General features: G+C 70.9%; 23 protein-coding genes and 1 riboswitch. Of the genes, 7 read left to right on the forward strand and 16 right to left on the reverse strand.

Going from position 1 to position 23,824, the window contains the following annotated elements; genetic code table 11:
* Window positions 1-451 precede the first annotated feature (451 nt).
* Complete coding sequence (locus BUB75_RS32145; RefSeq protein ID WP_073262306.1) at window positions 452-667, forward strand: BldC family transcriptional regulator; 216 nt, start codon at window positions 452-454, stop codon at window positions 665-667.
* 19 nt (window positions 668-686) lie between these two features.
* Here BUB75_RS32145 and BUB75_RS32150 read toward each other — a convergent pair whose 3' ends face one another.
* The 4 genes from BUB75_RS32150 to BUB75_RS32165 all read right to left on the reverse strand — a co-directional run bounded on the left by BUB75_RS32150 (window position 687) and on the right by BUB75_RS32165 (window position 4,671).
* Window positions 687-1,352, reverse strand: a complete 666-nt coding sequence (locus tag BUB75_RS32150; RefSeq protein ID WP_073262523.1) for a UbiX family flavin prenyltransferase — start codon at window positions 1,350-1,352, stop codon at window positions 687-689.
* Window positions 1,349-2,245, reverse strand: a complete 897-nt coding sequence (gene mqnP / locus BUB75_RS32155) for a menaquinone biosynthesis prenyltransferase MqnP (protein ID WP_218617900.1) — start codon at window positions 2,243-2,245, stop codon at window positions 1,349-1,351. Before mqnP ends, BUB75_RS32150 begins: the two co-directional genes overlap by 4 nt.
* A complete protein-coding gene (locus BUB75_RS32160) occupies window positions 2,242-3,687 on the reverse strand; it encodes a menaquinone biosynthesis decarboxylase (protein WP_073262320.1) in 1,446 nt (481 codons plus the stop codon). Before BUB75_RS32160 ends, mqnP begins: the two co-directional genes overlap by 4 nt.
* A 75-nt stretch (window positions 3,688-3,762) precedes the next feature.
* Window positions 3,763-4,671, reverse strand: a complete 909-nt coding sequence (locus BUB75_RS32165; protein WP_143175532.1) for a C40 family peptidase — start codon at window positions 4,669-4,671, stop codon at window positions 3,763-3,765.
* Between the two features lie 84 nt (window positions 4,672-4,755).
* Window positions 4,756-4,893, reverse strand: a riboswitch (cyclic di-AMP (ydaO/yuaA leader).
* Between the two features lie 343 nt (window positions 4,894-5,236).
* Between BUB75_RS32165 and BUB75_RS46610 the strand changes: the two genes are divergently transcribed.
* Window positions 5,237-5,389 carry a hypothetical protein gene (locus tag BUB75_RS46610; protein WP_178380027.1) on the forward strand — a complete coding sequence of 51 codons (153 nt, stop codon included), beginning with the start codon at window positions 5,237-5,239 and terminating at the stop codon, window positions 5,387-5,389.
* A 29-nt stretch (window positions 5,390-5,418) separates the two neighbouring features.
* On the opposite strand, the gene ccsB is transcribed toward BUB75_RS46610, so the two are convergent.
* The 6 genes from ccsB to hemL are packed head-to-tail and all read right to left on the reverse strand — an operon-like array spanning window position 5,419 to window position 11,549.
* Window positions 5,419-6,444: a c-type cytochrome biogenesis protein CcsB gene (gene ccsB / locus BUB75_RS32170; RefSeq protein WP_073262324.1), complete on the reverse strand. Its 1,026-nt coding sequence runs from the start codon at window positions 6,442-6,444 to the stop codon at window positions 5,419-5,421.
* Window positions 6,444-8,120: a cytochrome c biogenesis protein ResB gene (gene resB / locus BUB75_RS32175; RefSeq protein WP_084741956.1), complete on the reverse strand. Its 1,677-nt coding sequence runs from the start codon at window positions 8,118-8,120 to the stop codon at window positions 6,444-6,446. The genes ccsB and resB overlap by 1 nt, the downstream gene beginning before the upstream one ends.
* Entirely contained in the window at window positions 8,120-8,992 is an 873-nt protein-coding gene (locus tag BUB75_RS32180) for a cytochrome c biogenesis CcdA family protein (RefSeq protein ID WP_073262326.1), read from the reverse strand. Before BUB75_RS32180 ends, resB begins: the two co-directional genes overlap by 1 nt.
* Window positions 8,989-9,573 (reverse strand): TlpA family protein disulfide reductase, encoded by a 585-nt coding sequence (locus BUB75_RS32185; RefSeq protein ID WP_073262328.1) that lies wholly within the window; start codon window positions 9,571-9,573, stop codon window positions 8,989-8,991. Before BUB75_RS32185 ends, BUB75_RS32180 begins: the two co-directional genes overlap by 4 nt.
* A gap of 5 nt (window positions 9,574-9,578) precedes the next feature.
* The gene (locus BUB75_RS32190) at window positions 9,579-10,229 is read right to left on the reverse strand and encodes a histidine phosphatase family protein (protein WP_073262330.1); all 651 of its coding nucleotides are present in this window, start codon (window positions 10,227-10,229) and stop codon (window positions 9,579-9,581) included.
* Complete coding sequence (gene hemL, locus BUB75_RS32195; protein ID WP_073262332.1) at window positions 10,230-11,549, reverse strand: glutamate-1-semialdehyde 2,1-aminomutase; 1,320 nt, start codon at window positions 11,547-11,549, stop codon at window positions 10,230-10,232. It abuts the gene before it with no gap.
* Between the two features lie 154 nt (window positions 11,550-11,703).
* On the opposite strand from hemL, the gene BUB75_RS32200 reads away from it, so the two are divergent.
* Both BUB75_RS32200 and BUB75_RS32205 read left to right on the forward strand, forming a co-directional pair.
* A complete protein-coding gene (locus tag BUB75_RS32200; protein ID WP_073262334.1) occupies window positions 11,704-12,348 on the forward strand; it encodes a carbonic anhydrase in 645 nt (214 codons plus the stop codon).
* A 213-nt stretch (window positions 12,349-12,561) separates the two neighbouring features.
* Entirely contained in the window at window positions 12,562-13,173 is a 612-nt protein-coding gene (locus BUB75_RS32205; RefSeq protein ID WP_073262336.1) for a hypothetical protein, read from the forward strand.
* A 112-nt stretch (window positions 13,174-13,285) separates the two neighbouring features.
* Here BUB75_RS32205 and BUB75_RS32210 read toward each other — a convergent pair whose 3' ends face one another.
* Window positions 13,286-14,431: an NAD(P)/FAD-dependent oxidoreductase gene (locus BUB75_RS32210; RefSeq protein WP_178380028.1), complete on the reverse strand. Its 1,146-nt coding sequence runs from the start codon at window positions 14,429-14,431 to the stop codon at window positions 13,286-13,288.
* Between the two features lie 118 nt (window positions 14,432-14,549).
* Between BUB75_RS32210 and BUB75_RS32215 the strand changes: the two genes are divergently transcribed.
* Together BUB75_RS32215 and BUB75_RS32220 are read left to right on the forward strand one after the other, a co-directional pair.
* Window positions 14,550-15,641 (forward strand): S-(hydroxymethyl)mycothiol dehydrogenase, encoded by a 1,092-nt coding sequence (locus BUB75_RS32215; protein WP_073262338.1) that lies wholly within the window; start codon window positions 14,550-14,552, stop codon window positions 15,639-15,641.
* Entirely contained in the window at window positions 15,638-16,267 is a 630-nt protein-coding gene (locus tag BUB75_RS32220) for an MBL fold metallo-hydrolase (protein ID WP_073262340.1), read from the forward strand. Before BUB75_RS32215 ends, BUB75_RS32220 begins: the two co-directional genes overlap by 4 nt.
* A 60-nt stretch (window positions 16,268-16,327) precedes the next feature.
* On the opposite strand, the gene BUB75_RS32225 is transcribed toward BUB75_RS32220, so the two are convergent.
* Window positions 16,328-17,410: a hypothetical protein gene (locus BUB75_RS32225; protein ID WP_073262342.1), complete on the reverse strand. Its 1,083-nt coding sequence runs from the start codon at window positions 17,408-17,410 to the stop codon at window positions 16,328-16,330.
* 96 nt (window positions 17,411-17,506) lie between these two features.
* On the opposite strand from BUB75_RS32225, the gene BUB75_RS32230 reads away from it, so the two are divergent.
* On the forward strand, window positions 17,507-18,514 hold the full coding sequence (locus tag BUB75_RS32230; protein ID WP_143175534.1) for a lytic transglycosylase domain-containing protein: 1,008 nt from the start codon (window positions 17,507-17,509) through the stop codon (window positions 18,512-18,514).
* On the opposite strand, the gene BUB75_RS32235 is transcribed toward BUB75_RS32230, so the two are convergent.
* The 4 genes from BUB75_RS32235 to BUB75_RS32250 form a co-directional block, all read right to left on the reverse strand.
* Window positions 18,496-19,353, reverse strand: coding sequence for a tetratricopeptide repeat protein (locus tag BUB75_RS32235; protein WP_073262346.1), 858 nt, complete (start codon window positions 19,351-19,353; stop codon window positions 18,496-18,498). The genes BUB75_RS32230 and BUB75_RS32235 overlap by 19 nt on opposite strands.
* Complete coding sequence (locus BUB75_RS32240; RefSeq protein ID WP_073262348.1) at window positions 19,350-20,630, reverse strand: MFS transporter; 1,281 nt, start codon at window positions 20,628-20,630, stop codon at window positions 19,350-19,352. The genes BUB75_RS32235 and BUB75_RS32240 overlap by 4 nt, the downstream gene beginning before the upstream one ends.
* A 28-nt stretch (window positions 20,631-20,658) precedes the next feature.
* The gene (locus BUB75_RS46615) at window positions 20,659-20,802 is read right to left on the reverse strand and encodes a hypothetical protein (protein WP_178380030.1); all 144 of its coding nucleotides are present in this window, start codon (window positions 20,800-20,802) and stop codon (window positions 20,659-20,661) included.
* Between the two features lie 124 nt (window positions 20,803-20,926).
* Window positions 20,927-23,752, reverse strand: coding sequence for an AfsR/SARP family transcriptional regulator (locus BUB75_RS32250; protein WP_073262352.1), 2,826 nt, complete (start codon window positions 23,750-23,752; stop codon window positions 20,927-20,929).
* Window positions 23,753-23,824: the final 72 nt, after the last annotated feature.

Raw genomic sequence — 23,824 nt, forward strand, 5'->3', positions numbered from 1 at the left:
GTAGGTGCTGACCCCCTAGCCGCGATCCACCGTGGAACCCCAGGTCAGTAAGCGAAAGCGCCGACGTTGTCGCCAGGAAGTGCAACCCTGCGCCGCACGAACGGACCGTTGCACACTCCTTGATCAGGGCTCGACAATTCGTGACCGTAGACACAGAGCCGCGCAAGCGATTGAGAGAGCCGAGCGGGCCGTCTTCCACACACTGTGGATCGACGCAGCGGAAATCGCCGTAATCCCAGGTCATCCTAGGGATACGGACGCTCCCGGCGCGGCGAATCGATGTGCGCCCATACAATCGGTGACGCATCGACCATCGGATCCCGATCGATAAGTTTTGCCGTTTCCGGTCTGCAACCGTACCCACGGTGCTTGAATGACTCGCGAACCAATACCGCCGCGCCGTTCGGCGCATCATCGTGCGATTTCGCACCGGCGAAGAAGAGAGGCGAAAGTGGAGGTTGGCGAGCGTCTACTCACCCCAGGTGAGGTCGCGGCGCTTTTCCGGGTGGACCCGAAGACCGTGACGAGGTGGGCGGCCGCCGGGCGAATCAGCAGCATCCGCACCCCCGGGGGTCACCGTCGGTTCCGGGAATCCGAGGTTCGTGCGTTACTCGCTTCCGGCGACCCGGATGTCGAACTCGAGGACCGGAGAGCAGCCGGGCACTGAGGCCCCGGGCAGCACGTGGTCAGACGGCCTGTTCCGGGCCGGTCTCTCCGATACCCGCGTGTTCGCCCTGCGCCCTGGCCGCGCCCAATTCACCGCGCCACCGGGTGAACAGGGTATGGCCGACCCCGAGGCTGTCGAGCACCTTGCCCGCGACAAAATCGACCAGCTCCTGCACCGTCGAGGTGCCCGCGTAAAAACCGGGGCTGGCCGGAAGCACCACCGCTCCGGCGTCATGGAGTGCCAGCAGGTGGACGAGGTGACCCCGGGACAGCGGGGTTTCCCGGGGCACCACGACCACCGGCCGTCGTTCCTTCAGGTTGACGTCGGCCGCGCGTTGAAGCAGGTCTTTCGAGAGCCCCAGCGCGATGCCCGCGACGGCGGCCGTGCTGGCCGGCACTACCACCATCCCGCGCACCGGGTAGGACCCGCTGCTCGGTCCCGCGGCGAGATCGCCTGCCGACCAGTAGCGGACGCCCGACACGTCACGCCCGAGCCAGGCCGCGACGTCCTCTTCCCAGTGCGCGTCCCGGATCGTCCGGCCGACCTCGTCGAGCAGCGTCAGCCGAGCGGCTCGCGACACCACCAGATCGACCGGCTCCCCGGCGTCGAGCAGCCCAGCGAGCACCGCCCGCGCGTACGGCGTCCCACTCGCACCAGAGACGCCGACCACCCAGGGAAGTCTCACCACCGAAGGCCCTGCAGGAACACCAGGTCGGCCAGTGCGAACAGGAACAGCACGATCCCGATGACGCCGTTGGCGGTGAAGAACGCCCGGTTGACCCGGGACAGGTCGTTGGGCCGGACGATCGTGTGCTCGTACGCCAGCACGAGCGCGGTGATCACCAGCCCCGCCCACCAGAGCCACCCGTAGCCGGTCAGCGCGCCGAACCAAGCGTAGAGCGCCACCGTGACCACGTGCACGACCGTGGACGCGTGCAGCGACGCGGCGATGCCGAACCGCACCGGCACGCTCCGGACGCCGATCCGACGGTCCACCTCGACGTCCTGGCATGCGTAGATCAGGTCGAAACCGCCGATCCAGGTGCCGACCGCCAGCCCGAGGACGAACGCCTCCCACGACCACGAACCCGTGACGCCGATCCAGGCACCCAGCGGCGCGATCGCCTGCGCGAGGCCGAGGAACGCCTGCGGGAAGTCGGTGAACCGCTTGGCGTACGAGTAGATCGTCAGGAAGAACAGCGCGATCGGCGAGAGCAGCAAGCAGAGCCACCCGAGCCAGGCAGCGGAAGCCAGGAACACCACGAGCGCGGCGATCAAGCCCACCCAGGCCGACCGCACCGACAACGCGCCGGTCACCAGCTCGCGCTGGGCGGTGCGCGGGTTCTGGGCGTCGATGCGACGGTCGATGATCCGGTTGGCGGCCATCGCGACCGTCCGGGCCGCGACCATCGCCACGGTGATCACGACGAGCGTGATCCACTGAACGGAAGGACCCTCGGTCCGCATCGCGGTCAACGCCGCCACGTAGGCGAACGGCAACGCGAACACCGAGTGTTCGATCATGACCAGCCGGAGGAACGCCTTCACCTTGTTCGGCGCCTCGACGGTGCTGGTCACAGGCCGTACTCCCGCCAACGCGCATCGACGGTCGCGATTACCTCGGGGCTCATCCGCATCTCCTCCGGCCACCCACGGTGGTAGCCCTCGGTGGGGAGCTTGCGGGTGGCGTCCACACCCAGCTTGCCACCCCAGAACTGCTGGTAGGACGCGTGATCCAAGTGATCGACCGGTCCGGTGGTGAGCAACACGTCGTGGGCGTAGTCGACGTTGCCGAACGCCCGGAACGCGACCTCCCGGTAGTCGTGGACGTCACAGTCGGCGTCGACGACGACCACGAGCTTGCACAGCGAGAGCAGCCCGGCGCCCCAGACCGCGTTCATCACCTTCATCGCGTGCTTCGGAAAGCGCTTGTCGATCGAGACGATGCAGCAGTTGTGGAAGACGCCGGCTTCCGGCAGGTCGTAGTCGACGATGTCCGGGATCAGCAGCTTGATCAGTGGCAGGAAGATCCGCTCGGTAGCCTTGCCGATCGGCCCGTCCTCCTGGGGCGGCTGGCTCGTGACGATCGACTGGTAGATCGGCTTGCGCTGCATCGTCATGCACTCGACGTGCAGTACCGGGAAGTCCTCGACCGGGGTGTAGAACCCGGTGTGGTCGCCGAACGGTCCCTCCGGGGCACGCTCGCCGGGCTCGAGGTAACCCTCGAGGACGACCATCGCGTGCGCGGGTACCTGCAGCGGCACCGTCAGGCAGTCGACCATCTCGACCCGTTCGCCGCGCAGGAAGCCGGCGAACAGGTACTCGTCGATGTCACCGGGCAGCGGGGCGGTCGCGGCGTAGGAGACCGCGGGATCGCAGCCGAACGCGATCGCGACCGGCAGCCGCTGACCCAGCCGCTCGGCGACCGCGTGGTGCGCGGTGGAGTCCTTGTGGATCTGCCAGTGCATGCCCAGCGTGTTGTGGCTGTGCTGCTGCAGGCGGTAGAGACCGAGGTTGCGGACGCCGGTCTGCGGGTGCTTCGTGTGGGTCAGGCCCAGGTTGTGGTAGATCCCGCCGTCGCCGGGCCAGATCTGCAGGCCCGGGAGCCGGTTCAGGTCGACTGCGTCGTCCTTGTAGACGACCTCCTGACACGGCGCGGTCTTCACCTTCTTCGGGGGGACGTTCTTCAGCTGGGTGACCTTGCCCAGCGCCTCGCGGAGGCCGCTGAACCCCTGCGGCAGCTCGGGCTTCAGCATGCCGCCGATGCGCTGCCCGATCTCGTCCAGTGCGTCGACGCCCAGGGCCATCGCCATCCGGCGCTCGGTGCCGAACACGTTCATGACGACCGGCATGTCGCCGCGCGTCGGGTTCTCGAACAGCAGGGCGGGCCCCCCGGTCCGCAGCACCCGCTGGGTGATCTCGCTGATCTCGAGCGTCGGGTCGACCGGTGCGGTGATCCGCTTGAGCTCACCGGCCTTCTCCAGCCGCTTCAGAAACTCACGAAGATCGGTGTGGGCCATGAGAGCCAGTATCCCTGGCCCGGGAAACACGTCCGGCGCCGACCCGAGGGTGGGTCGGCGCCGGCATGCGTAGTGCTACGGGCGGCCCGCGCCCGCGTACGGCATGTTGTTGATGCTCTCGACCTGCACCGTCTGACCCTCGGTGGGCGCGTGCACCACCTGGTTGTTACCGATGTAGATCGCGGAGTGGTGCAGGTCGCTGTAGAAGAACACGATGTCGCCCGGCTGCAGGTTTCCGCGCGAGACGTGTGGGATCGAGTTGTACTGCTGACGCGACGAGTGCGGCAGCGACACGCCGACCTGCTTCCACGCCATCATCGTGAGGCCCGAGCAGTCCCAGGAGCCGGGGCCGGAGCCGCCGAATACGTAGGGCTCGCCCTGCTGCGCCATCGCGAACTGGACGACCGTCGCGGCGTTACCGCTGGCCTGCCCGTTGTACGTGACGGTCGCGGGAGCGGAGCCGTACTTCTTGGCGTACGCGGTCCGCCGGATCTGCTCCCACTTGTCCTGGTCCTTCTTGATCAGCTTCTGCTGATCGTCGAGCTGCTTCTTCAGCCGCTCGGCGGTCTTGACCTGGAGGTCGACCCGCTGCTTGGTGTCGTCGTACTTCGCCTGGTACGCCTTCGCCTGGTTGATCGTGTCGCGCTGCTGAGACGACAGCCACTCGACGGCGGCCAGCTGGTCGAGGTAATTCGCCGGCGAACCGTTGGTGAGGAGCGACGACGAGAGCCGCATGCCGCCGTCGCGGTAGGCCGCGGCTGCGATCTTCCCGACCTCGGCCTGGGAGGCGTCGAGCTTGGCCTGCGACGCGGCGAGCTGACGGTTCAGCCCGGCCTGCTGCGTCTGGACGCGCTTCAGCTGGACCTTGGCACTGTTCATCTGCTCGTTGACGCGGTCCATCTTCACGCCGAGAGCATCGAGTTGCTTCTCGGCTTCGGAGAGCGACGGAGCCGCACTGGCGCCGCTTCCGGGTAACAGAGCCACGCTGAGAATCGCAGCGATGACGCTGACCAGGACGATGGGACGACGAGCGTGAGTCCGGACGGATCTCACCTGTGCGGCACTCCTCACTCCCCTCGGAACCGCCTACCGGGTTAGCTGACGGGTTCGGGCGGGAGCTGCCCTACCGCGCTACGGCGGATTCACCCCGAGATCTCGGATCCCCGGCTCGATCTTCGTGACGCTGCGATTCGGCGGCGAATTTCCGACGCCATCCTTGGTGAACGGCGGACGCTCGGAAACTCGTGGGTCACGGTAAGGCATCTGTGACTGGCTGGTCCAGCCTCGCCTCCGAATCCTAATGAAGGCCTAATCGGCGGCGACAACCCGTAGCTAGTCCACTCCGGAACGTCTGCTTAAGCGATTCTTAATGCGCTTTCGCCGACCCCTCGGCCGAACGGCGGAACAGTTCGACCACAAAGGACAGACGAACGGTGGACCCGCCGCCGGTAACTCCTGAGGCGGCCGATTCGCCCGATGCCTACCGCCCCAAAGCGTCCATTTGTAGTAATTTGTCGGAAACAGGAAGTGGACTGAGGGGGACAAAACGATGGCGCAGCAGACCGAGCACGAAGACGTGGTCGTCGTCGGCTGGCTCCGGGGGGACGACTACGAGGCCGCACTGGCGTACCGGCGACGGGACGAGCCCGTCCGAACGGACGATCAGCCGCCCGCCCCGGCGCCGACACCACCCGAGCGCTGAATCCCGTATTCCAAAATTAAGGTGCCGCTCTACAGACCCGAGTACGAGTGGAGCCCCGACACCGCGAAGTTGATCACGTAAAGGTTGATCATCATCGTCACGAACCCGAGCACCGCGATCGCGGCCGCTCGCGGTCCGCGCCAACCCGTCGTCGCCCGCGCGTGCAGGTAGGCCGCGTAGACCACCCAGGAGATGAATGCCCAGGTCTCCTTCGGGTCCCAGCCCCAGTACCGGCTCCAGGCGGCCTCGGCCCAGATCGCACCGCAGATGATCGCGAACGTCCAGATCGGGAACGCGAACGCGTGCAGGCGGAACGTCATCCGCTCCAGCCCGGCCGCGGCGGGCAGGTGCCGGCCGACCCCGAACGGGAAGCCGGGCGCCTTCGCCGGACGCCCGGCCGCGATCCGCCGGTCGTACCCCTCCCGCAGCAGGTAGAGCACCGAGAGCACGCCGCCGATCAGGAAGATCCCGACCGAGATCGACGCGGTCGAGACGTGGATCCAGAGCCAGTACGAGTCCAGCGCGGGCATCAGCGGCCCGGCGTCGACGTACAGCACGGTCCCGGCCAGACCCAGCAGCAGGACGACCGGCAGCATCACGAACATGCCGAGGTAGCGCACCGGACGCCGGGCCGAGACCACGAGCCACGTCACGGTGCCGACCACGCAGGCCACCGACACGAACTCGTACATGTTGCCCCACGGCACGCGGTCGGCCGCGAACCCACGCGCGGCCAGACAGCCGATCTGGGCCAGCGCGCCGATCACCGCCGCTGCCACCCCGAACCGGCCGAACCAGGCCGCCCGGCCGGCGGTGCGCGGCGGCTCAGCCGGCGGGGTCACCGGACCGGCCGGGGACACCGGAGCGTCCTCCGACGGGCCGCCGGCGCCGACCAGGACGCGTTTCGCACGCGCGGGCGCCGCGGCACGGGCCGCCACCACGCCCTTGCGTCCGAACGCGAACTCGACGGCGTAGCCGAACATCGCGATCGTGTACGCCACGATCGCGACGACGAGCAACGTGTTCGACAGATCGGCGAGCTGGGGGTCCGTCATCACGATCCTTCTTTCCCGACGGAAACGGGGTGTTTCGGGTCTGTGGTGCGTGCGGTCGACTCGATCCGATCGACGAGGCGCCGGAACTCCTCGGCGAACCGATCCGGGTCGGTGCGAGCGAGACCGCCGACCGTCAGCTCGCCGCCGGGCATCGCGCGGACGAAGAGCCGACGCCGCCGCACGGTGAGCGACGCGATCAGGCCGACCAGCACGAACGCGGACGAGACCAGCACGGTCATCTCACCGGGGTCGTGCCCGACCTGGACGGTCATGAACTCGCGGTAGCCGACGAACTGGAGCGTCGATCCGTCGTCGAGCGTCCAGACCTCGCCGACCGAGAGCTTCTTCGACCCGACCGACTGCAGCGCGCCGCTGTCGACCTGGTTCTGGTCGATCGAGTACACCGAGCGCGGGATGCCGGAGTCAAGGCCGGTGTCGCCGCGGTAGCCGACCAGCGTCACCGCGGGATCCTTCGGCTCCGGGCTCACCGACTGGATCGGCGGCCCGGACGACGGCGCGGTCGGCAGGAAGAAGCCGGTGAACGCCATCTGCACGTCCTGGGTCCGGGCGCTCGACTTCGGGTCCTGGTTGGCGTCCGGGAGGATGAACGCGCCCTCGCTGGTGAGCTGCGTGTCCTGCGGGAGGAACGCCGGGGCCTCCTCGAACACCGTGCCGTAGCGGTCGGTGTACTTCAGGACCGGCGCGTACCCGTGATTGATCAGGTAGACGTTGGCGCCGTCCAACCGGAGCGGGTGGTTGACCCTGAGGTCGTACGAGGCGTCCGGCTCGTCGGTGAAGGCCCGGTCGCCCTGGACGTACTTGACCTTGGCCAGGAAGTCCGAGGGCTGGCCGTTGGCCAGGTAGGTGCCCTGGAAGTCGTCGAGCTGGACGCAGAACGACGGGAGCGCCGCGTCGCGCATCCGGCTGCCGGGGGTGAACGAGTCGTAGGCCTGGACGGTGTCGCAGAACGTGTTGCCCTCGACGACCAGCATGCTGGCTTTCCAGCCCCAGAGCGAGCCGGACGCGACGCCGACCAGTAGCCCGACCAGCGCGATGTGGAATGCGAGGTTGCCGGTCTCCCGGAGGTAGCCCTTCTCCGCGCTGACCGTGACCGCGCCGGACTCCTCGGTGCGCACCACCGTGCGCCAGCGTGCACGGCGCAGCACGCCACGGGCGGCGGTGGCCACTGCCTGCGGATCGCCGTCGACCTCGCCCGCCGCCGAGAGTGGCAGCCGGTCGAGGTGACGCGGCGCGGCGGGCGGCCGCTTCACCATCGCGCGGGCGTGCACCCGGAGCCTGGGCACCAGGCAGCCGACCAGCGAGATGAACAGCAGTAGGTAGATCGCGGCGAACCAGGGAGACGCGAACACGTCGAACGCCGAGAACCGGTCGAGGAACGGCGCCAGCTTCGGGTGCTCGGTGAAGTACTCCTCGACCTTCGCCTGATTCAGCGACCGCTGCGGGAACGTGCTGCCCGGCACCGAGGCCAGCGCGAGCAGGAAGAGCAGCACCAGCGCGGTGCGCATGCTGGTCAGCTGCCGCCACCAGCGGCGCGGAGCGGCCGTCAGACCGTCGAGCTTCCGGGGGCGGACCGGGCGACGATCCTCGGGTGCGGTGGCATCTTCCGGTGCGGTGGCGAGCCCGGTGACGGCTTCCTGGTCCTCGATGGTCGCCATCAGAGCGGCACCCCGCCGACGCCGAACACGCTGCGGACCCAGATCACCAGGTCGTCCCAGAAACCGAGCAGGAGCGCGGCGCCCACCACGACGAGCAGGACGCCGCCGATCCGGACCACCCATCGGCTGTTCCGGCGCACCGCGGCGAACCCGCCGAGCAGCCGTCGGAACCCGAGCCCGAAGAGGACGAACGGGACGCCGAGGCCCGCGCAGTACGCGAGGGCCAGCAGCGCGCCGCGACCGGCTCCACCCTGGACGGCGGCCAACCCGAGCACCGCGCCGAGCGTCGGCCCCACGCACGGGATCCAGCCGAGGCCGAACACCGCGCCGAGCAGCGGGGCGCCGGCCAGCCCGGAGGCGGGCAGCCACCGCACGCGCGCCTCCCGCTGCAGACCCGGCAGCACGCCGAGATACCCGAGGCCGAAGACGATCACCAGCGCGCCGACGACCCGCTGCAGCGTCGCCTCGTGCTCGAGCAGGAAGCCGCCGATCCCCCCGGTCGCGAACGCCAGCAAAGTGAACACCGCACTGAAGCCCGCGACGAACAGCACGCTCCCGGCCAGCACGCGCCCGCGCACCCGGGCACGGGACGGCGGCTCGTCCCGCGTCGCGACCGCCACCCCGCCCGCGTTCTCGGCGTCGTCGGAACCGACGACCTCGGCTGCCGTGACACGCCGCTGGACCGCGCGGCCGGACGGGTCGCTGCCGAGCGCCGCGTCCAGGTCCGCGCCGGCGATCCCGGTGACGTACGAGACGTAACCCGGCACCAGCGGCAGCACACACGGGGACAGGAAACTGACCAGCCCGGCGAGCGCGCTGACCCCGGCCGCGGCGATCAGCGGCCCGTCGGTGACGAGGTCGGGGATGCTCATGGCTTCTCCGCCGCGATCCGCTCGACCACCGGCTGCAGCTCGTTGTCGAGCAGACCCTTGCGGAACACCGCGGCGACCCGCCCCGACCGGTCGATCACGATCGTGGCCGGGATCGCGTTCGGCGGAGCGGCCTTGAGCTGCAGCGCGACGCGTCCGGCCTGGTCGTACAGGCTCGGGTAGGTGATCTTGAAGTTGACGTCGTACGCCTTGGCGCGCGACTCGGTGTCCTTCACGTTCACCCCGACGAACCGGACGCCGCTCGCCTTCGTGGCGGTGTAGACCCGCTCCAGGTCGTCGGCCTCGGCCCGGCACGGCGCGCACCAGGAGCCCCAGAAGTTCAGCACAACGACGTCGCCCTTGGCCTGACTGAGCCGGAACGTCCCACCGTCGAGCAGCTTGCCGGAGATGTCCGGGGCGGACTTCCGCTCGTCGAGCGCGTAGATCGTCGACGCCCCCGACCCGGCGACGAACCGCTGGCTGCCCCCGGACCCCTGGTCCACCGCGTCCGCCCCCGTCGAGCACGCCGCCAGCGTGGCGAGGGACAGGACGGCTGCTCCGCGTCGGAACCAGGAGAAAGACATGACGGTCAGGCGCCTCGCTCGGTTTGGGCGGTCTTCGACTGGGCGATCAGGGCGGCGGCCGGATCGGCGTACTCGACGCCGACCACCTCGTCGTCCTCGAACGTCACCGACGTGACGCTGGCCAGCGAGCACTGCCGGCGACGGGGGTCGTGCCAGAGCGTCTTCTTCTCCAGGAACCGGCGGAGGATGACGATCGGCGACTGGTGCGAGACGCAGACGGCCTCGTGCCCGGCGGCGGCGTCCTTGGCATCCTTGACCGCGGCGAACATCCGCTCGGCCTGGTCGGCGTAGGGCTCTCCCCAGGACGGCCGAAACGGGTTGCGCAGGTAGTGCCAGTACTTGCGGTGGCGCCAGAGGCCGTCGCCGGGGCCGAACGGCTTGCCCTCGAACAGGTTCGTGGCCTCGATCAGCCGCTCGTCGACCACCGGCTCGACGCCGAACTGCTCGGCGAACGGCTCGATCGTCTGCTGTGCTCGTTCCATCGGGCTGGTGACCAGGTGGGTGATGTCACGACCGGCCAGGTGCTGGGCAGCCACCTTGGCCATCTGCTCGCCGAGCGGCGACAGCTTGTACCCGGGCAGGCGTCCGTAGAGGATGCCGCCCGGGTTGTACACCTCGCCGTGGCGTAGCACGTGCACGATGGTCGTGACCGTCACTCAGGTCTCCCTCCGGGTCGATGCGGCTGCGCGGGCCGCCACCGGCAGTGCTGCCGCGATCCGACCCAGTGCCTCGTCGTCGTGCGCCGCCGACAGGAACCACGCCTCGTAGGCGCTGGGCGGCAGGTAGACGCCCTCGGCCAACATCGCGTGGAAGAACGCCGCGTACGCCGCGGTGTCCTGCCGCCGGGCGCCGTCGAAGTCCACGACCTCTCGGGCACCGAAGAACACTGAGAACAGGTTGCCAGCCGCCTGCACCCGGTGGGGCACACCGGCCTCAGTCAACGCCTCGGAAGCGAGCCTGGCCACCTGAGCGGCCGACGCGTCAACCGTGGCGTAGACCTCGGGCGTCGCCGCCCGGAGCGTCGCGAGGCCGGCCGCGCAGGCCAGCGGGTTACCGGAGAGGGTTCCGGCCTGGTAGACGGGCCCGGCGGGTGCGAGCGCTGCCATCACGTCGGCCTTGCCGCCGAACGCCGCCGCCGGCAGCCCGCCGCCCATCACCTTGCCGAACGTGAACAGGTCGGGGACGACACGTCCCTCGGAGGCGCCGAACCAACCCGAGCGGGAGATCCGGAAGCCGGTCATCACCTCGTCGCTGATCAGCAGCGCGCCGTTCGCGGTGCAGAGGTCCCGCAGGAGCAGGTCGAACCCGTCCTTCGGCGGGACGACACCCATGTTGGCGGGGACCGCCTCGGTGATCACCGCGGCGATGGCCTCGCCGTGCTCGGCGAACGCGGCCTTCAGCGCGTCACCGTCGTTGTACGGCAGGACGATCGTGTCGGCGGCGCTCGCACCGGTGACACCCGGGGTGTCCGGCAACCCGAACGTGACGACGCCCGAGCCGGCGGCGGCGAGCAGCGCGTCGACGTGGCCGTGGTAGTTGCCGGCGAACTTGACGATCTTGCTGCGCCCGGTGACGCCACGGGCGAGCCGGATCGCGCTCATCGTCGCCTCGGTGCCGGAGTTCACCAGGCGGACCTGCTCCACCGGCTCGACCCTGGCGACGATCTCCTCGGCCAGCTCGACCTCGCCGAGGCTGGGCGTGCCGAAGCTGGTGCCCTTCGCGGCCGCCGCGGTCAGCGCCGCGACGACGTCCGGGTGGGCGTGGCCGAGCAGCAGCGGTCCCCACGAGCAGACCAGGTCGACGTACTGGCGGCCGTCGGCGTCGTAGAGGTACGGACCCTCACCCCGCACCATGAACCGGGGAGTACCGCCGACCGCGCGGAACGCCCGGACCGGCGAGTTGACCCCACCGGGCACGACGGTGCTGGCACGCGCGAACCATTCGGCCGAGAGGGGCGCGTCGTCGGGATAGCTCACGTCGCCATTGTGACAACTACCGGCCGTAGACGTCCTGCCGGGTACCGTGGTGACACCCACATCAGTGGCCCCTCACGGCGTTTTCGTCGTATACAGAGCTTCAGGGCCCACTCCCCGAGGCCCAGACGACTCCCGAGGAGCCGCCGTGTCTGCGATGCCCGACCCCACGCCGCTGCCGGTGGCGCCCGTGGTGCGTCCCGTCCGTCCGACCCCGGACGAGGCCTACGCGCTGATGGTGGCCGGCAACGCCCGGTTCGCCGCCGGCACGCCCGCCCGCCCCAACCAGGACGACGCCCGGCGCGTTCAGCTCGTCGCAGGCCAGGAGCCGTTCGCGGCGGTACTCGGGTGCGCCGACTCGCGGGTGCCCGCCGAGATCGTGTTCGACCAGGGCCTCGGCGACCTGTTCGTGTGCCGCACCGCCGGGCCGATTGTCGACTTCGCCGTCCTCGGCAGCATCGAGTTCGCGATCGCTTACCTGCACGTGCCGCTGGTGGTGGTGATGGGGCACGAGTCGTGCGGTGCGCTCAAGGCCGCCGCCGAGACCGCGTCGGGCACGCTGGAGCCGGGCGGGTCGGTGCGCGACCTGGTCGAGAAGGTGCTGCCGATCACGCTGCAGGCCCAGCGCGAGGGCGGCACGAAGGACGAGCAGCTCTCGCGGGCGATCGGGTACAACGTCACGCGGGTGATCAACCTGCTGATCGAGCGTTCCCCGGTGATCGCGGACGCCGTCGCCGACGGCTCGGTGAAGTTGGTCGGCGCCGTGTACGAGCTCGACGGCGGCCGAGCCCGCTTCCTCTGAGAGCGCGCGGGGCCGCGCGTCTTTGTGAGGTGCGTGCGAAAGACCACGCCGTAATTCGGTGTGGTCGTCACAGGCGTCCCGGAATTTCGCGGAAGTTACCAACAGGCACTGGCGCATCCAGTTACTCGTCAGTAAGGTGACCGCTGCCACACGGCCGAAACGGTGACCGCCCTGCTCTCCGCCGTTTCCCCGCCCCGCCGTCAAGGAGGAACCGTGCGTCCCCTGCGTCGCCTGCTCGCCACGTTGACCGCAACGCTGGCGGCCACCGCCACCGGTCTCGCCCTCGCTCAGCCGGCTCAGGCCGCCCCGATCGACCTGGTCTTCGCCAACACCACGGGCACGACCTTCATCGCCAAGCAGAAGGTGACGGCCCAGATCCCGACCTCGGTCGTGAAGACCTCGATCGACCTGGACGCCAAGACGCTGACCGGTACGGCCGAGATCCCCGACCTGACCGTCAAGCTGAAGCTCGCCAACCTGATCCCGACGACGTCGATCGTCCGGATCGTCCCGCAGGGCGGCCTGACCGGCACCGTCGACCTGGCCGCGAACAAGCTCACGACCACGACGACGTTCAAGCTGCAGGTCCTGAAGGTCTACCAGGACGCGCTGCCGAGCCTGAACCTGGTCAGCCCGAACTGCATCAGCAAGACCGCCACCAGCGCCACGCTGACCAACACCACGCCGATCGACATCTTCGCGACGACGACGGTGACCGGCACCTACAAGATCCCGGCGTTCACCAAGTGCGGCCTGCTGACGCCGCTGCTGACCACGCTGCTCGCCGGTGACGGCAACACGCTCACCCTGAACCTCAAGGGCTGAGCGGCTTCACTGGGTGGCCGCCGATCGGGAGGGATCGGCGGCCACCGATAGACGCGAAACCGGCCTCTAAGCGCTGCTTAGAGGCCGGTTTCGCGTCTCCGCCCGGAACGGCTCAGGCCGCGGTGAGTTCTCGGCGGAGGCGTACGAAGGTTCGGGGGATGCGGGCGCCCAAGACCGCCACGAGGCGCCCCGAGCGGCGGTACGCGGCGACGAACCGGTGCGAAGCCGGATCCCCGTCGACGATCTCGACCGAATCACCCGGCCGCACGAAGCCCGCGAACTGCAGCATCACGCCGTACTGCTCGCTCCACACGTACGGCACCGGGTCGTACTCCACCGGCGCGCCGAGCAGCCCCGACGCCACCGCCGCCCCGTGCTCGCGAGCATGCGTCCAGTGCTCGACCCGGATCGCCCCACCGGCCCGCGCCGACGGGTACCGCGCCACGTCACCGCAGGCCCAGACGCCCGGCACCGACGTCCGCCCGGCCGCGTCGACGACCACCCCGTTTTCCACCGCGACGCCGGATCCGGCGAGCCAGGACACGGCAGGCTCAACGCCGATTCCCACCACCACGACGTCCGCGGGCAGCACCCGCCCGTCGGCCAGCGAAACTCCGGTGACGGCGCCGTCCGAGGACGAGAACCCGGCCACCGACACCCCGGTCAACAGCGTCACGTCGTGCAGCGCGTGCAGCGACGTCACCACGGAGGCCATCTCGGAGCCGAACACCGGCGCGAGCGGCTCCGGCGAAGCGTCCAGCACCGTCACCGCCGCGCCCAGCTTCGACGCCGTGGACGCCACCTCGGACCCGATGAACCCCGCCCCGATGACGACGACCCGTGCACCCGGCCCGAACGCCGCGCGCAGAGCGTCCGCATCGTCGCAGGAACGGAGGGTGTGCACGCCCCGCAGCCCGGCAGCGGCGGGCAAGTTCCGCGGCGAGGTGCCGGTCGCGATCACCACTGCGTCACCCGTCACCGATGTCCCGTCCGCCAACGCCACCGTGCGTTCGCGCAACGAAACCGCAGGCACCCCGAGCCGCCACGTCACCGGCACGTCCTCGTCCGGAACGAGCAGCGAGATGCCCTCGAGGTCGAGGTCACCGGCCAGGTACGCCTTGGACAGCGGCGGACGGTCGTACGGGCGGTGCGGCTCGTCGCCGATCAGCTCGATCGCGCCGCCGAAGCCGGCCGACCGCAGTGAGCGGGCCAGCGACCAACCGGCCAGCGACGCTCCGACGATGACCACCCTGTCCACCAGCGTTCTCCCATTCACAGGAAAGTAGGCTTCCTCTGACCGATCATCGTCCCGTAACAATCACCGCACGAGCCGGGGCGTTCCGTTTCCCGGCACCCGCGCGGGAAGGGAAGTCACAGTGACGCAGGAGGTACGCGGAGTCATCTCCCGAGCTAAGGGCGCTCCGGTCGAGGTGACGACGATCCTGGTGCCCGACCCGGGACCCGGCGAGGCGCTGGTGAAGGTGCAGGCGTGCGGCGTTTGTCACACCGACCTGCACTACCGCGAGGGCGGTATCAACGACGAGTTCCCGTTCCTGCTCGGCCACGAGGCGGCAGGCGTCGTCGAGGCGGTCGGGCCGGACGTCACGAATGTGGCCCCCGGCGACTACGTCATCCTGAACTGGCGCGCGGTCTGCGGCGACTGCCGGGCCTGCCTCCGCGGCCAGCCCTGGTACTGCTTCAACACGCACAACGCGACCCAGCCGATGACGCTCGAGGACGGCACGAAGCTCTCCCCCGCGCTCGGCATCGGCGCGTTCGTCGAGAAGACGCTGGTCGCGTCCGGGCAGTGCACGAAGGTCGACGCCAAGGCGGCCCCGGCAGTGGCCGGGCTGCTCGGCTGTGGCGTGATGGCGGGCATCGGTGCGGCGATCAACACCGGCGGCGTCGGACGTGGCCAGAGCGTCGCGGTCTGGGGCTGCGGCGGTGTCGGTGACGGCGCGATCGCCGGTGCGCGCCTGGCCGGTGCGCAGAAGATCATCGCGATCGACGTCGACCCGAAGAAGCTCGACTGGGCCAAGGAGTTCGGCGCCACCCACACGATCAACGCCCGCGAGGTCGAGGACGTGGTGACCGCGGTCCAGGACCTCACCGACGGTTTCGGCGTCGACGTCGCGATCGAGGCCGTCGGCCGCCCGGAGACGTACAAGCAGGCGTTCTACGGGCGTGACCTGGCCGGGACCGTCGTGCTGGTCGGCGTCCCGACGCCGGACATGACGCTCGAGCTCCCGCTGATCGACGTGTTCGGACGCGGTGGTGCGCTGAAGTCGTCCTGGTACGGCGACTGCCTGCCGTCCCGCGACTTCCCGATGCTGATCGACCTCTACCTGCAGGGGCGTCTCCCGCTGGACAAGTTCGTCACCGAGACGATTCCGCTGGACGGCGTCGAGGAGGCGTTCGGGAAGATGCACCACGGCGACGTCCTGCGTTCGGTGGTGACGTTCGGGTGAGCGCCCGCATCGATCGTCTCGTCACATCCGGGATCTTTGCGCTCGACGGCGGCGAGTGGGAGGTCGACAACAACGTCTGGATCGTCGGCGACGACTCCGAGTGCGTGGTGATCGACGCACCGCACGAGGCGGACGCGATCGCGGCAGCGGTGGGCGGCCGGACGGTGACCGCGATCGCGTGCACCCACGCGCACAACGACCACGTCAACGCCGCAGTCGAGCTGGCTGGGTACGTCGGGGCGCCGATCCTCCTCAACCCCGCTGACAAGGTGCTCTGGGACATGGTCTACCCCGACCGGGAGCCGGACGGGCCGCTGTCCGACGGACAGAAGCTCACGGTCGCTGGGATCACGCTGGAGGTGCTCGCCACACCGGGGCACGCTCCCGGCGCGGTGTGCTTCTACGCGCCCGAACTCGGCGCGCTGTTCTCCGGCGACACGCTGTTCCAGGGCGGACCGGGCGCGACCGGCCGGTCGTACTCCGACTTCCCGACGATCATCGACTCGATCCGCGATCGGTTGCTGTCGCTGCCTCCCGCGACCGTCGTGCACACCGGCCACGGCGATACGACGACGATCGGCGCCGAGGCGCCTCATCTGCAGGAGTGGATCTCCCGAGGTTCCTGATCAGAATTACGCCGCCCGGCGGCGCACCACCGCACTCCGGAGGTGCGCCGCCGCGGAACGTCAGGAGTGGCCAGGCGCCACCGGCGGGTGGCCGGATGCCGCAGGCGCGCCGCCCGGACGCCGAGACATCAGCGCGATCCCGCCCGCCACCAGCAACAACAACCCGACCACCGCCACCGCGAACCCCGCCGCGAGCAGGCTGCCGAGGATCTGCGCCAACGCGGTCGCCGGCACCACCAGCGCGATCAGCACGGCGGGCACCAGCGCCGGCCAGCGTCGCGTCGCCAGGTAGAGCCCGAAGCACCCGGCCGCGAACGCCACGCCCACGATCAGGCCGACGATCGCGAGCAGCGGCCCGTCGTCCGGCAGCGAGTCGGTGGTGATCGCCTCGGCGGCACCGAGCCCGGTCAGCCCACCGAGCAGCGCGGCGACACCGGGCTCCCGGATCGGGCTCACCCGCAGCGGGATCGCCAGCAGCATCCAGAACGCGCCGAACACCGCGTAGGCGATGCCCCACGGCAGGATGTCGTCGATCCCGGCGCGGTCGAGGAGGTCGCCGATCAGCAGCGCCCCGGCCAACCAGCCGGTGAACAGCAGCGGCGCGCCCCGGAACAGCGCGTACCCCGGCACCGCGAGCAGCAGCGCCGCCACCGTCCCGGCCAGCACCTCGGCGGAGTCACTGGCCGGCACCGCAGCCGCAGTGGCCACCGCACCGGAAGCCAGCGCCCCGAGCACCGACGCCAGCCGCATCCGCACCGCGAGCGTGTCGTCGCCGAGCCGCGCGAACCGGGCCGCGACCGCACCGGCGGCCAGCACGATCGTGGCGACCATCGCGAGCAGGAACCGCGCGACCGGCGGGAACGAGCCCCACGTCGGGACGACGATCGTCGCCGCACCGCCGAGGACCATCGCCCCACCGACGTACCCCGCGATCTCGACGATGCGCGTGCGGGTCCGGTTCTCCCCGTGCGAATGTGCGGCCAAGGTGGCCGCGGTGAGCGCCGTGGGGGTCGCCCACAGCGGGCTGAGGCGGTGCGCCACTGCGTCGGCCTGCCCGGGCGAGAGGACGCCGTCGCGGACGAGGTCGGTGAGCGCGGTCCGCAGGGCGGGGTTGGACCCGAGGTCGGGTCTCTCGCTGATCATGCGCACATCATGACTGGTGCTCCGACCTGCGCACATGAGTTGAACTACCTGCTCGGCAAGCGTGCACACGCCGCTCCGAAACGGCACCCTGGGACCGTGCGCAGCAAAACGGATAAAGACGACGAAGATGGGCACTCTGGGGAGCCCTGGCGGCGGGCCGCGGTCGCCTGGACCCAGCACGCCGAAACCTGGGCCGCGCAGCACGCCGGTCGAGCCGCCGCGCCGCCTTCGCCTCCCTCGGGACCATCGCCGCCGCCGAACGATCCTGGGCCCGCCCGCCGCTCTCGAGCCCGCCACTACTGGGCACCGGTCGCCGGGGCGACAGCGTTCGTCCTGTGCCTCGCGAGCGCCGGGTGGGTGGTGTGGGGCTGGAGCCGCCCGGAGGCCGAATCGCCCCTCGCCGACCCGCCCCCGCCGAACTCCGTACCGGCAGCCCCGACCGCCGCGCCTCCGCTCCTCACCGCCACCACCAGCGCGCTTCCCTCCGAGGGTGCCGCCAGCGCCCCGGTGAACGCCGCCCGTCCCGAGGAGACCGCCGACCGCCCTGCCGACGCGCTCGCGTCCTGGGCCCGCGCGCTGCGGCTGCTCGACATCCCCCCGGTCGCGCTCCAGGCCTACGGCTACGCCGAGGCGGTACTCGCGACGGCCAAACCCCGCTGCCACCTCTCCTGGACGCTGCTGGCCGGCATCGGCGCGGTCGAGTCGAACCACGGACGCTACGGCGGCGCGAAGCTACGGCCGGACGGCACCAGCAGCAGCCGGATCATCGGCGTCCCGCTGGCCGGCGGCGGCGGCGTCGAACTCATCCGCGACACCGACCGCGGGACCCTCGACGGCGATCGCACCTACGACCGCGCGGTCGGGCCGATGCAGTTCCTCCCGGCGACGTGGAAGGCCTGGTCGGTGGATGCCGACGGCAACCGCCGCGCCGACCCCTACGACGTCGACGACGCCGCACTGGCCGCCGGTTACTACCTGTGCGCCCGCGACCAGGACCTCGCGACCGGCGTCGGCTGGGCATCCGCGGTCTTCACGTACAACCGCGTTCCGGCATACGTCGAGCAGGTCTACCAATTCGCCGACGCCTACGGCCGCGCGGCCTGAGCCCGTTCGCGTCGCAGGTCCGCCAGGTCCGCGGTGGCGCTGCGCAACAGCGGGTGGTCGTCCTCGACAGCGCCGGTGAGCACCGCGACCGTCTCGGCGAGGAGCGGCTCCGCCCGGTCGTGCTCACCGAGCCGCCAGTGCGCCATCGCCAGGTTGTTGAGCGTGACCGCGAGTTCCGGGTGGGTGGGGGCGAGCGCAGCCCGCTTGATCGCGAGCGCCCGCCGCCACAGCTCGGCGGCCGCCGCCGGGTCGTCGTCGACGCGGAGCACGGCGAGGTTACCCAGCACGATCGCGACCTCGAGGTGCTCCGGTCCGTAGTGACGCTCGTACACGCCGAGCGCCCGGCCGAGCAGCGTCCGGGCTTCGTCGGTCGCGCCGAGCTGCTGCAGAACGGCGGCGAGCGCGACCTCGTCGGCGGCCACGTCCGGGTGGTCAGGCCCGCAGGCGCGCCGACGGATCTCGACCGCGCGACGCGCAGCCGGCTCGGCGTCCCGGTAGCGGCCCCGGGCGTGGTCGAGGCCGCCGAGGTTGTGATAGATCGCGGCAGCGTCGGCATGGTTCTCGCCGACCTCGGCCACGATGATCGCCAGCGCGCGGCGGTACTGCGTCCGTGCCTCGTCGAAGCGGCCGGTGTACTTGCCGAGGACGCCGAGGCTGTTGCAGACCTCGGCGACCGCGAAAGACTCCGGTCCGCACTCCTGCTCGGCGCGGCTCAGCAGGGCTCGCAGCGCCTGCTCGGCCTCGGCGTACCGCCCGGCCGCGCGGAGACGCTCGGCGTCGGCGCAAGCGGCCCGGACGGCTGCTGCGGCGTCGACCGCGCCCGCGGTGGCCTCGCTCATTGCGTCCCCCTGTGGTTTTGAACGGCCGGAAGGTTGACCGAGGCCGGAAGCAGCCGGCCGAGCCGAAGGCTCAGCAGCACCGCACCGAGAAGCACGACGACCGCGACCGTGAGCGGAGCCGCCGGATAACCCGCGGACAGGAACAGCGCGGCGAGCGCGGGCCCGGCCGTGAACCCGATCGTGTACGTGAGGTTGAACGCCGCGTTGTACCGCCCGCGCAGGTCGTCGGTCGCGAGGTCGTTGACGAGCGCCGCCACCACCGGCGAGAACGCTGTCGCGCCCAGGCCGAAGAGCCCCATCGCGACGACGAACGGCCACACGCTGTCGCTCACCGCGCCGCCGACGAGGGCGACCGCCCAGCCGAGCGCCGTCGTGAATGCCGCGGCTGCCATCGTGCGACTGCGCGGGATCCGGGCGGACCAGCCGTTGACCGGGAGCTGCGCCACCACGACGACGAGTGTGCTCACCGCGAACGCCAGACCGAGCCCCGCGGCGTCCACGCCGGCTCCCTCGGTCGCGTAGCCGGTGAATCCCGCGCTGTGCTGTCCGTAGCCGGCGGCGACCACCAGCACGATCAAGGCGAGGACGGCGCGCGTCGGACGGTCGCCGACGACCTGGCGGTACCCGCCCGGACTCCGGCCGACAGGTTCGTTCGTCCGCGGGCGCACCCGCACGGTGAGCAGCGCGAAGAGCAGGAACGTCACGGCCTCGACGAGGTAGATCGCCGTGAAGCCCCCAGGTGACGCGACGACGAGCAGAGCGCCGATCAGGCCACCCAGCGTCTGCCCGAGGTTGTTCAGGCCGTACCGCAGCGCGAACGCACGGCCGCGCAGCGGCACCGGTACGACCAGCGCGAGCAGCGCGCCCCGCGCCGGAGCGGCGAGCGCTATCCCGAGCCCGTACGTTCCTGCGGCCAGGAACCCCTGCCAGGTGGAGCGCACCGCCGGGGTCAGTGCGGCGCCGACCGCGACGACCAGCAGTCCGGCCACCGCGACGCGGCGGGCGCCCACCACATCGCAGAGCCATCCGCCCACCGGGTTGCCGACGAACCCGGCGAGCCCGATCGACGCGACGATCAGCCCGGCCGCACCCAGCCCGATCCCGCGCTGTTCGTGCAGGTACACGAGCAGGAACGGCAGCGTGAGGCCCATTCCGCCGCAGGAGACGGCTTCTCCCGCCAAGACGAGCCACGCGGAACGGGGCAGCCGGCGTGTGCTCGATCGCCCCGTTCCCTGCTGCGCGTCCGGTGCGGCCGGGCGGCCTACGTCGATACCCATCCCGGCCCCCGGCCGCGCAGCCGCGTCGTCAGCCGCGCGAGACGATGGTCTCGCTGTGGTTGGTGCTCAGCCCACGACCGACCACCGGCTCGCTGTGGTTGGTGCTCAGGCCGCGGCCCACGACCGTCTCGCTGTGGTTCGTCGCCAGGCCACGGGTGGCAATGTTGGACATCGGGCGTCCCTTCTCCACGGGGCGGCCCGCGATCACGGGCCTGGCCGGATCATCGGCACCGTGGCTTGAGGTGAGCCTGAGGTCCGCTGGAGCCGTGCCGCTCGCGTTGCCGCGGAAGGCCTGGTCAGACCGCTTGGAGAAGCAGGTCCCGCACCTGGGTGCGGGTCAGTTCGGTCCCGGCGGCCCGGGCGGCGGCGGCGACCTCGGGTGTGCACCCATCGGTCACCAGACGCTCGATCCGGGGCGCGTCGATCGGGTCCATCCGCGCCGGGTCGAACCCGAGGCGCGCCCCGATCGCCGTCACCGCACCCAACAGCATCGCGCCGTCCTCGGCGCGCCCGGACGCCGCCAGCGCGCCGGCCGCGGTGTGGACCATCACCAGCCATGACGTCCAGTCACCGGCTATCTCCTGCGCGACGACCTGCTCGGTGATCAGGCGGAGCGCGCGCGTCGACCGGCCGAGGTCCAGCGCTGCCTTCACGGCGGCCCACGCCGCGGACCCGGCCGCCCAATCGTGTCCGCACTCCTCCGCCAGGCGTTGCGCCCGGGTCAGCCGATCCAGCGCCGTCGCCGGATCGCCGCCCAGCCGGTCGACGTGCCCGAGTGCGCTGAGGGCCTCGGCCGCCACCCACTGCGGCGCCGAGCGTTCGGCCCAGGCGACGGCCCGGCGCGCCACCGCGGCCATCTCGGCCGGATTCTCCCCGGCCAGCACACCGAAATGGGCCCGGTAGCAGGTCGCGCGGATCAGCGTCAGGCGATCGTCCACGGCGCGCGCGGCGACGGCAGCGGCGTCCAGCCCGCCGAGCCCTGCTCGGAGGTCGCCGGCCAGGTAGTGCAGTCCGGCGAGGAAGAGCAGCGCCCGGGGAAGCGCTTCTGGCGCCCGGTCGGGGAACCGGAGCGCCTGCTGGAGGCTGCCGGTGCCCTCCTCGATCGCGCCGGTTCGGTACCAGTAGAAGCCCAGTGACGCGACGATCCGGAGCGCGCGGCCCGGGTCGTCGTCGGTGCTCGCGGACGCCAGCGCAGCGCGGCAGTTGGCCCGCTCGACGCTCAGCCGCGCGATCGAGTCGGCCGCGTCGAACGACACCATCCGCCGCTCCGCGGTGGCGGTGAGGTCCTCGACCCAGGCGCGGTGACGTGCGCGGACGCTCGCCGCCGCCGCTCCGGAGAGTTGCGCGGACGCGAACGCCCTGACGGTGTCGAGCAGTCCGTACCGGTCGCCGGCCGGTCCCGCCTCCTCGTCGCGTACTCGCACCACGCACGACTTGGCGACCAGCGCGGCCAGATCGACGGTCGCCGCGACGGCGGAGCGCTCGGGCCCGGCGACGGCGGCCACCGCGCGCGTGTCGAAGCCGCCCTCGAAGACGCTCAGCGCGGCGAACAGGCTCCGCTCGGACGCGCTCAGCATTGAGTAGCTCCAGTCGAGCGTCGACCAGAGCGACTCGTGCCGGTGCTCACCGCCGCGGTTGCCGTCTCGCAACAACGTGAACCGGTCGTCGAGGCGCTGTTCGATCTCCGGGAGCGGGAGCGCCGCCGCCCGCGCGGCGGCCAACTCGATCGCCAACGGCAGGCCGTCCAAGCGTCGGCAGATGCGCGTGACCACCGAGCGGTCTTCGGGGCGGACGTTCCAGCCGTGCGTGCCGGCACCGGCCCGATCGAGGAACAGCTCGACGGCGTCGTCGTCGGCCCGGAGCGGCCGCACCTCCAGCAGGCCCTCTCCCGGTACCCGGAGCGGTTCCCGGCTGGTGACCAGTACCCGGAGGCCCGCGCAGCGGCGGAGCAGGGCCGCAACCAGTTCGGCGACGGCCTCCCCGAGATGCTCACACCCGTCCAGCACCAGCAGGAAGTGCCGCTGCCGCAGCACGTCGGTCAGCTGTTCGGTGGTGTTCGCCCCGAACAGGCCCAGTATCCGGCCGATCGCCGGGGCCAGCAGCGATCCGGACGTCAGCCGCCCCACGTCGACCACCCAGGGGCCGTCGGGATCGTCCCGCGTACGAGCGACGTCGAGCGCCAGCCGTGTTTTGCCGACGCCGCCCGGGCCGGTCACCGTGGTCAGCCGGTACCGGGCGAGCATCGTCCGCAACCAGTCGGCCTCGGTCTGCCGTCCGATAGTTCGATCGAGGCTCAGCGGCACGTTGTGCGAGGCGGTTCCGTTCGGGCCCGCCGTGATGTCCGTCGGGAACAACGCCTCGTCGTGCGCGAGGATCCGCGCTTCGAGCTCGCGTAGGCGCGGGCCCGGATCGACGCCCAGTTCCCCGGCGAGCCGACGCCGCGCCTCCCGTAGCGACGCCAACGCGTCCGCCTGTCGGCCGTCTCGGTAGCGGGCGAGTGCCAGCAGCTCCCAGCCGCGTTCGCGCAGCGGGTGGTCGCGGCAGTGCTGGGCCAGCTCCCCCGCCACCGACGCGTGCTGCCCGAGCACGATCGCCGCGGCGAACCGGTCTTCGAGCAGCGTCACGTGCAACTCGTGCAGGCGGGCCACCTCGGCCGCGATCAGATCGACGTGGTCGGGCGCGTCCTGGAACGGCCGTCCGCGCCAGAGCGCCAGCGCTTCGGCCGATCCGGACGCCGCCGAGCCCGCCTCGCCGGCCTGTAGCTGACGGTTCGCGCGGGTCGCGAGGCGCGTGAACTCCTCCGCGTCGAGCGCACCGACCGGTAATCGGAGCGCGTAACCGGAGCCCTCCCGCACCAGGATCGAGCCGCGCTCGCCCGGCGCCCGTCCGGGTTCCAGCGTCCGGCGTAACACCGCCACGTAGCTCTGCAGCGTGTTCAGCGCGCTGCGCGGACGCTTCGCCGGCCAGAGCGCGTCCAGCGCCTGGTCGGTCGAGACGACAAAACCCTGCGCCGCCGCGAGCGTCACCAGCAGCGCGCGTGGTTTCGCCCCCGGCACGGTCACCGCGGTGCCGTTTCGCCCGATCCGTAGCGGTCCGAGCACGTCGATCTGCAGCCCGCTCATGTCCCTGCCCCCCGGCGTCGGGTCGCAAGTCACACGTCGCTGTGTGTACCCCCACTGGCGATTGGACTACAA

The organism is Cryptosporangium aurantiacum, from assembly GCF_900143005.1.
Taxonomy (GTDB): Bacteria; Actinomycetota; Actinomycetes; order Mycobacteriales; family Cryptosporangiaceae; genus Cryptosporangium; species Cryptosporangium aurantiacum.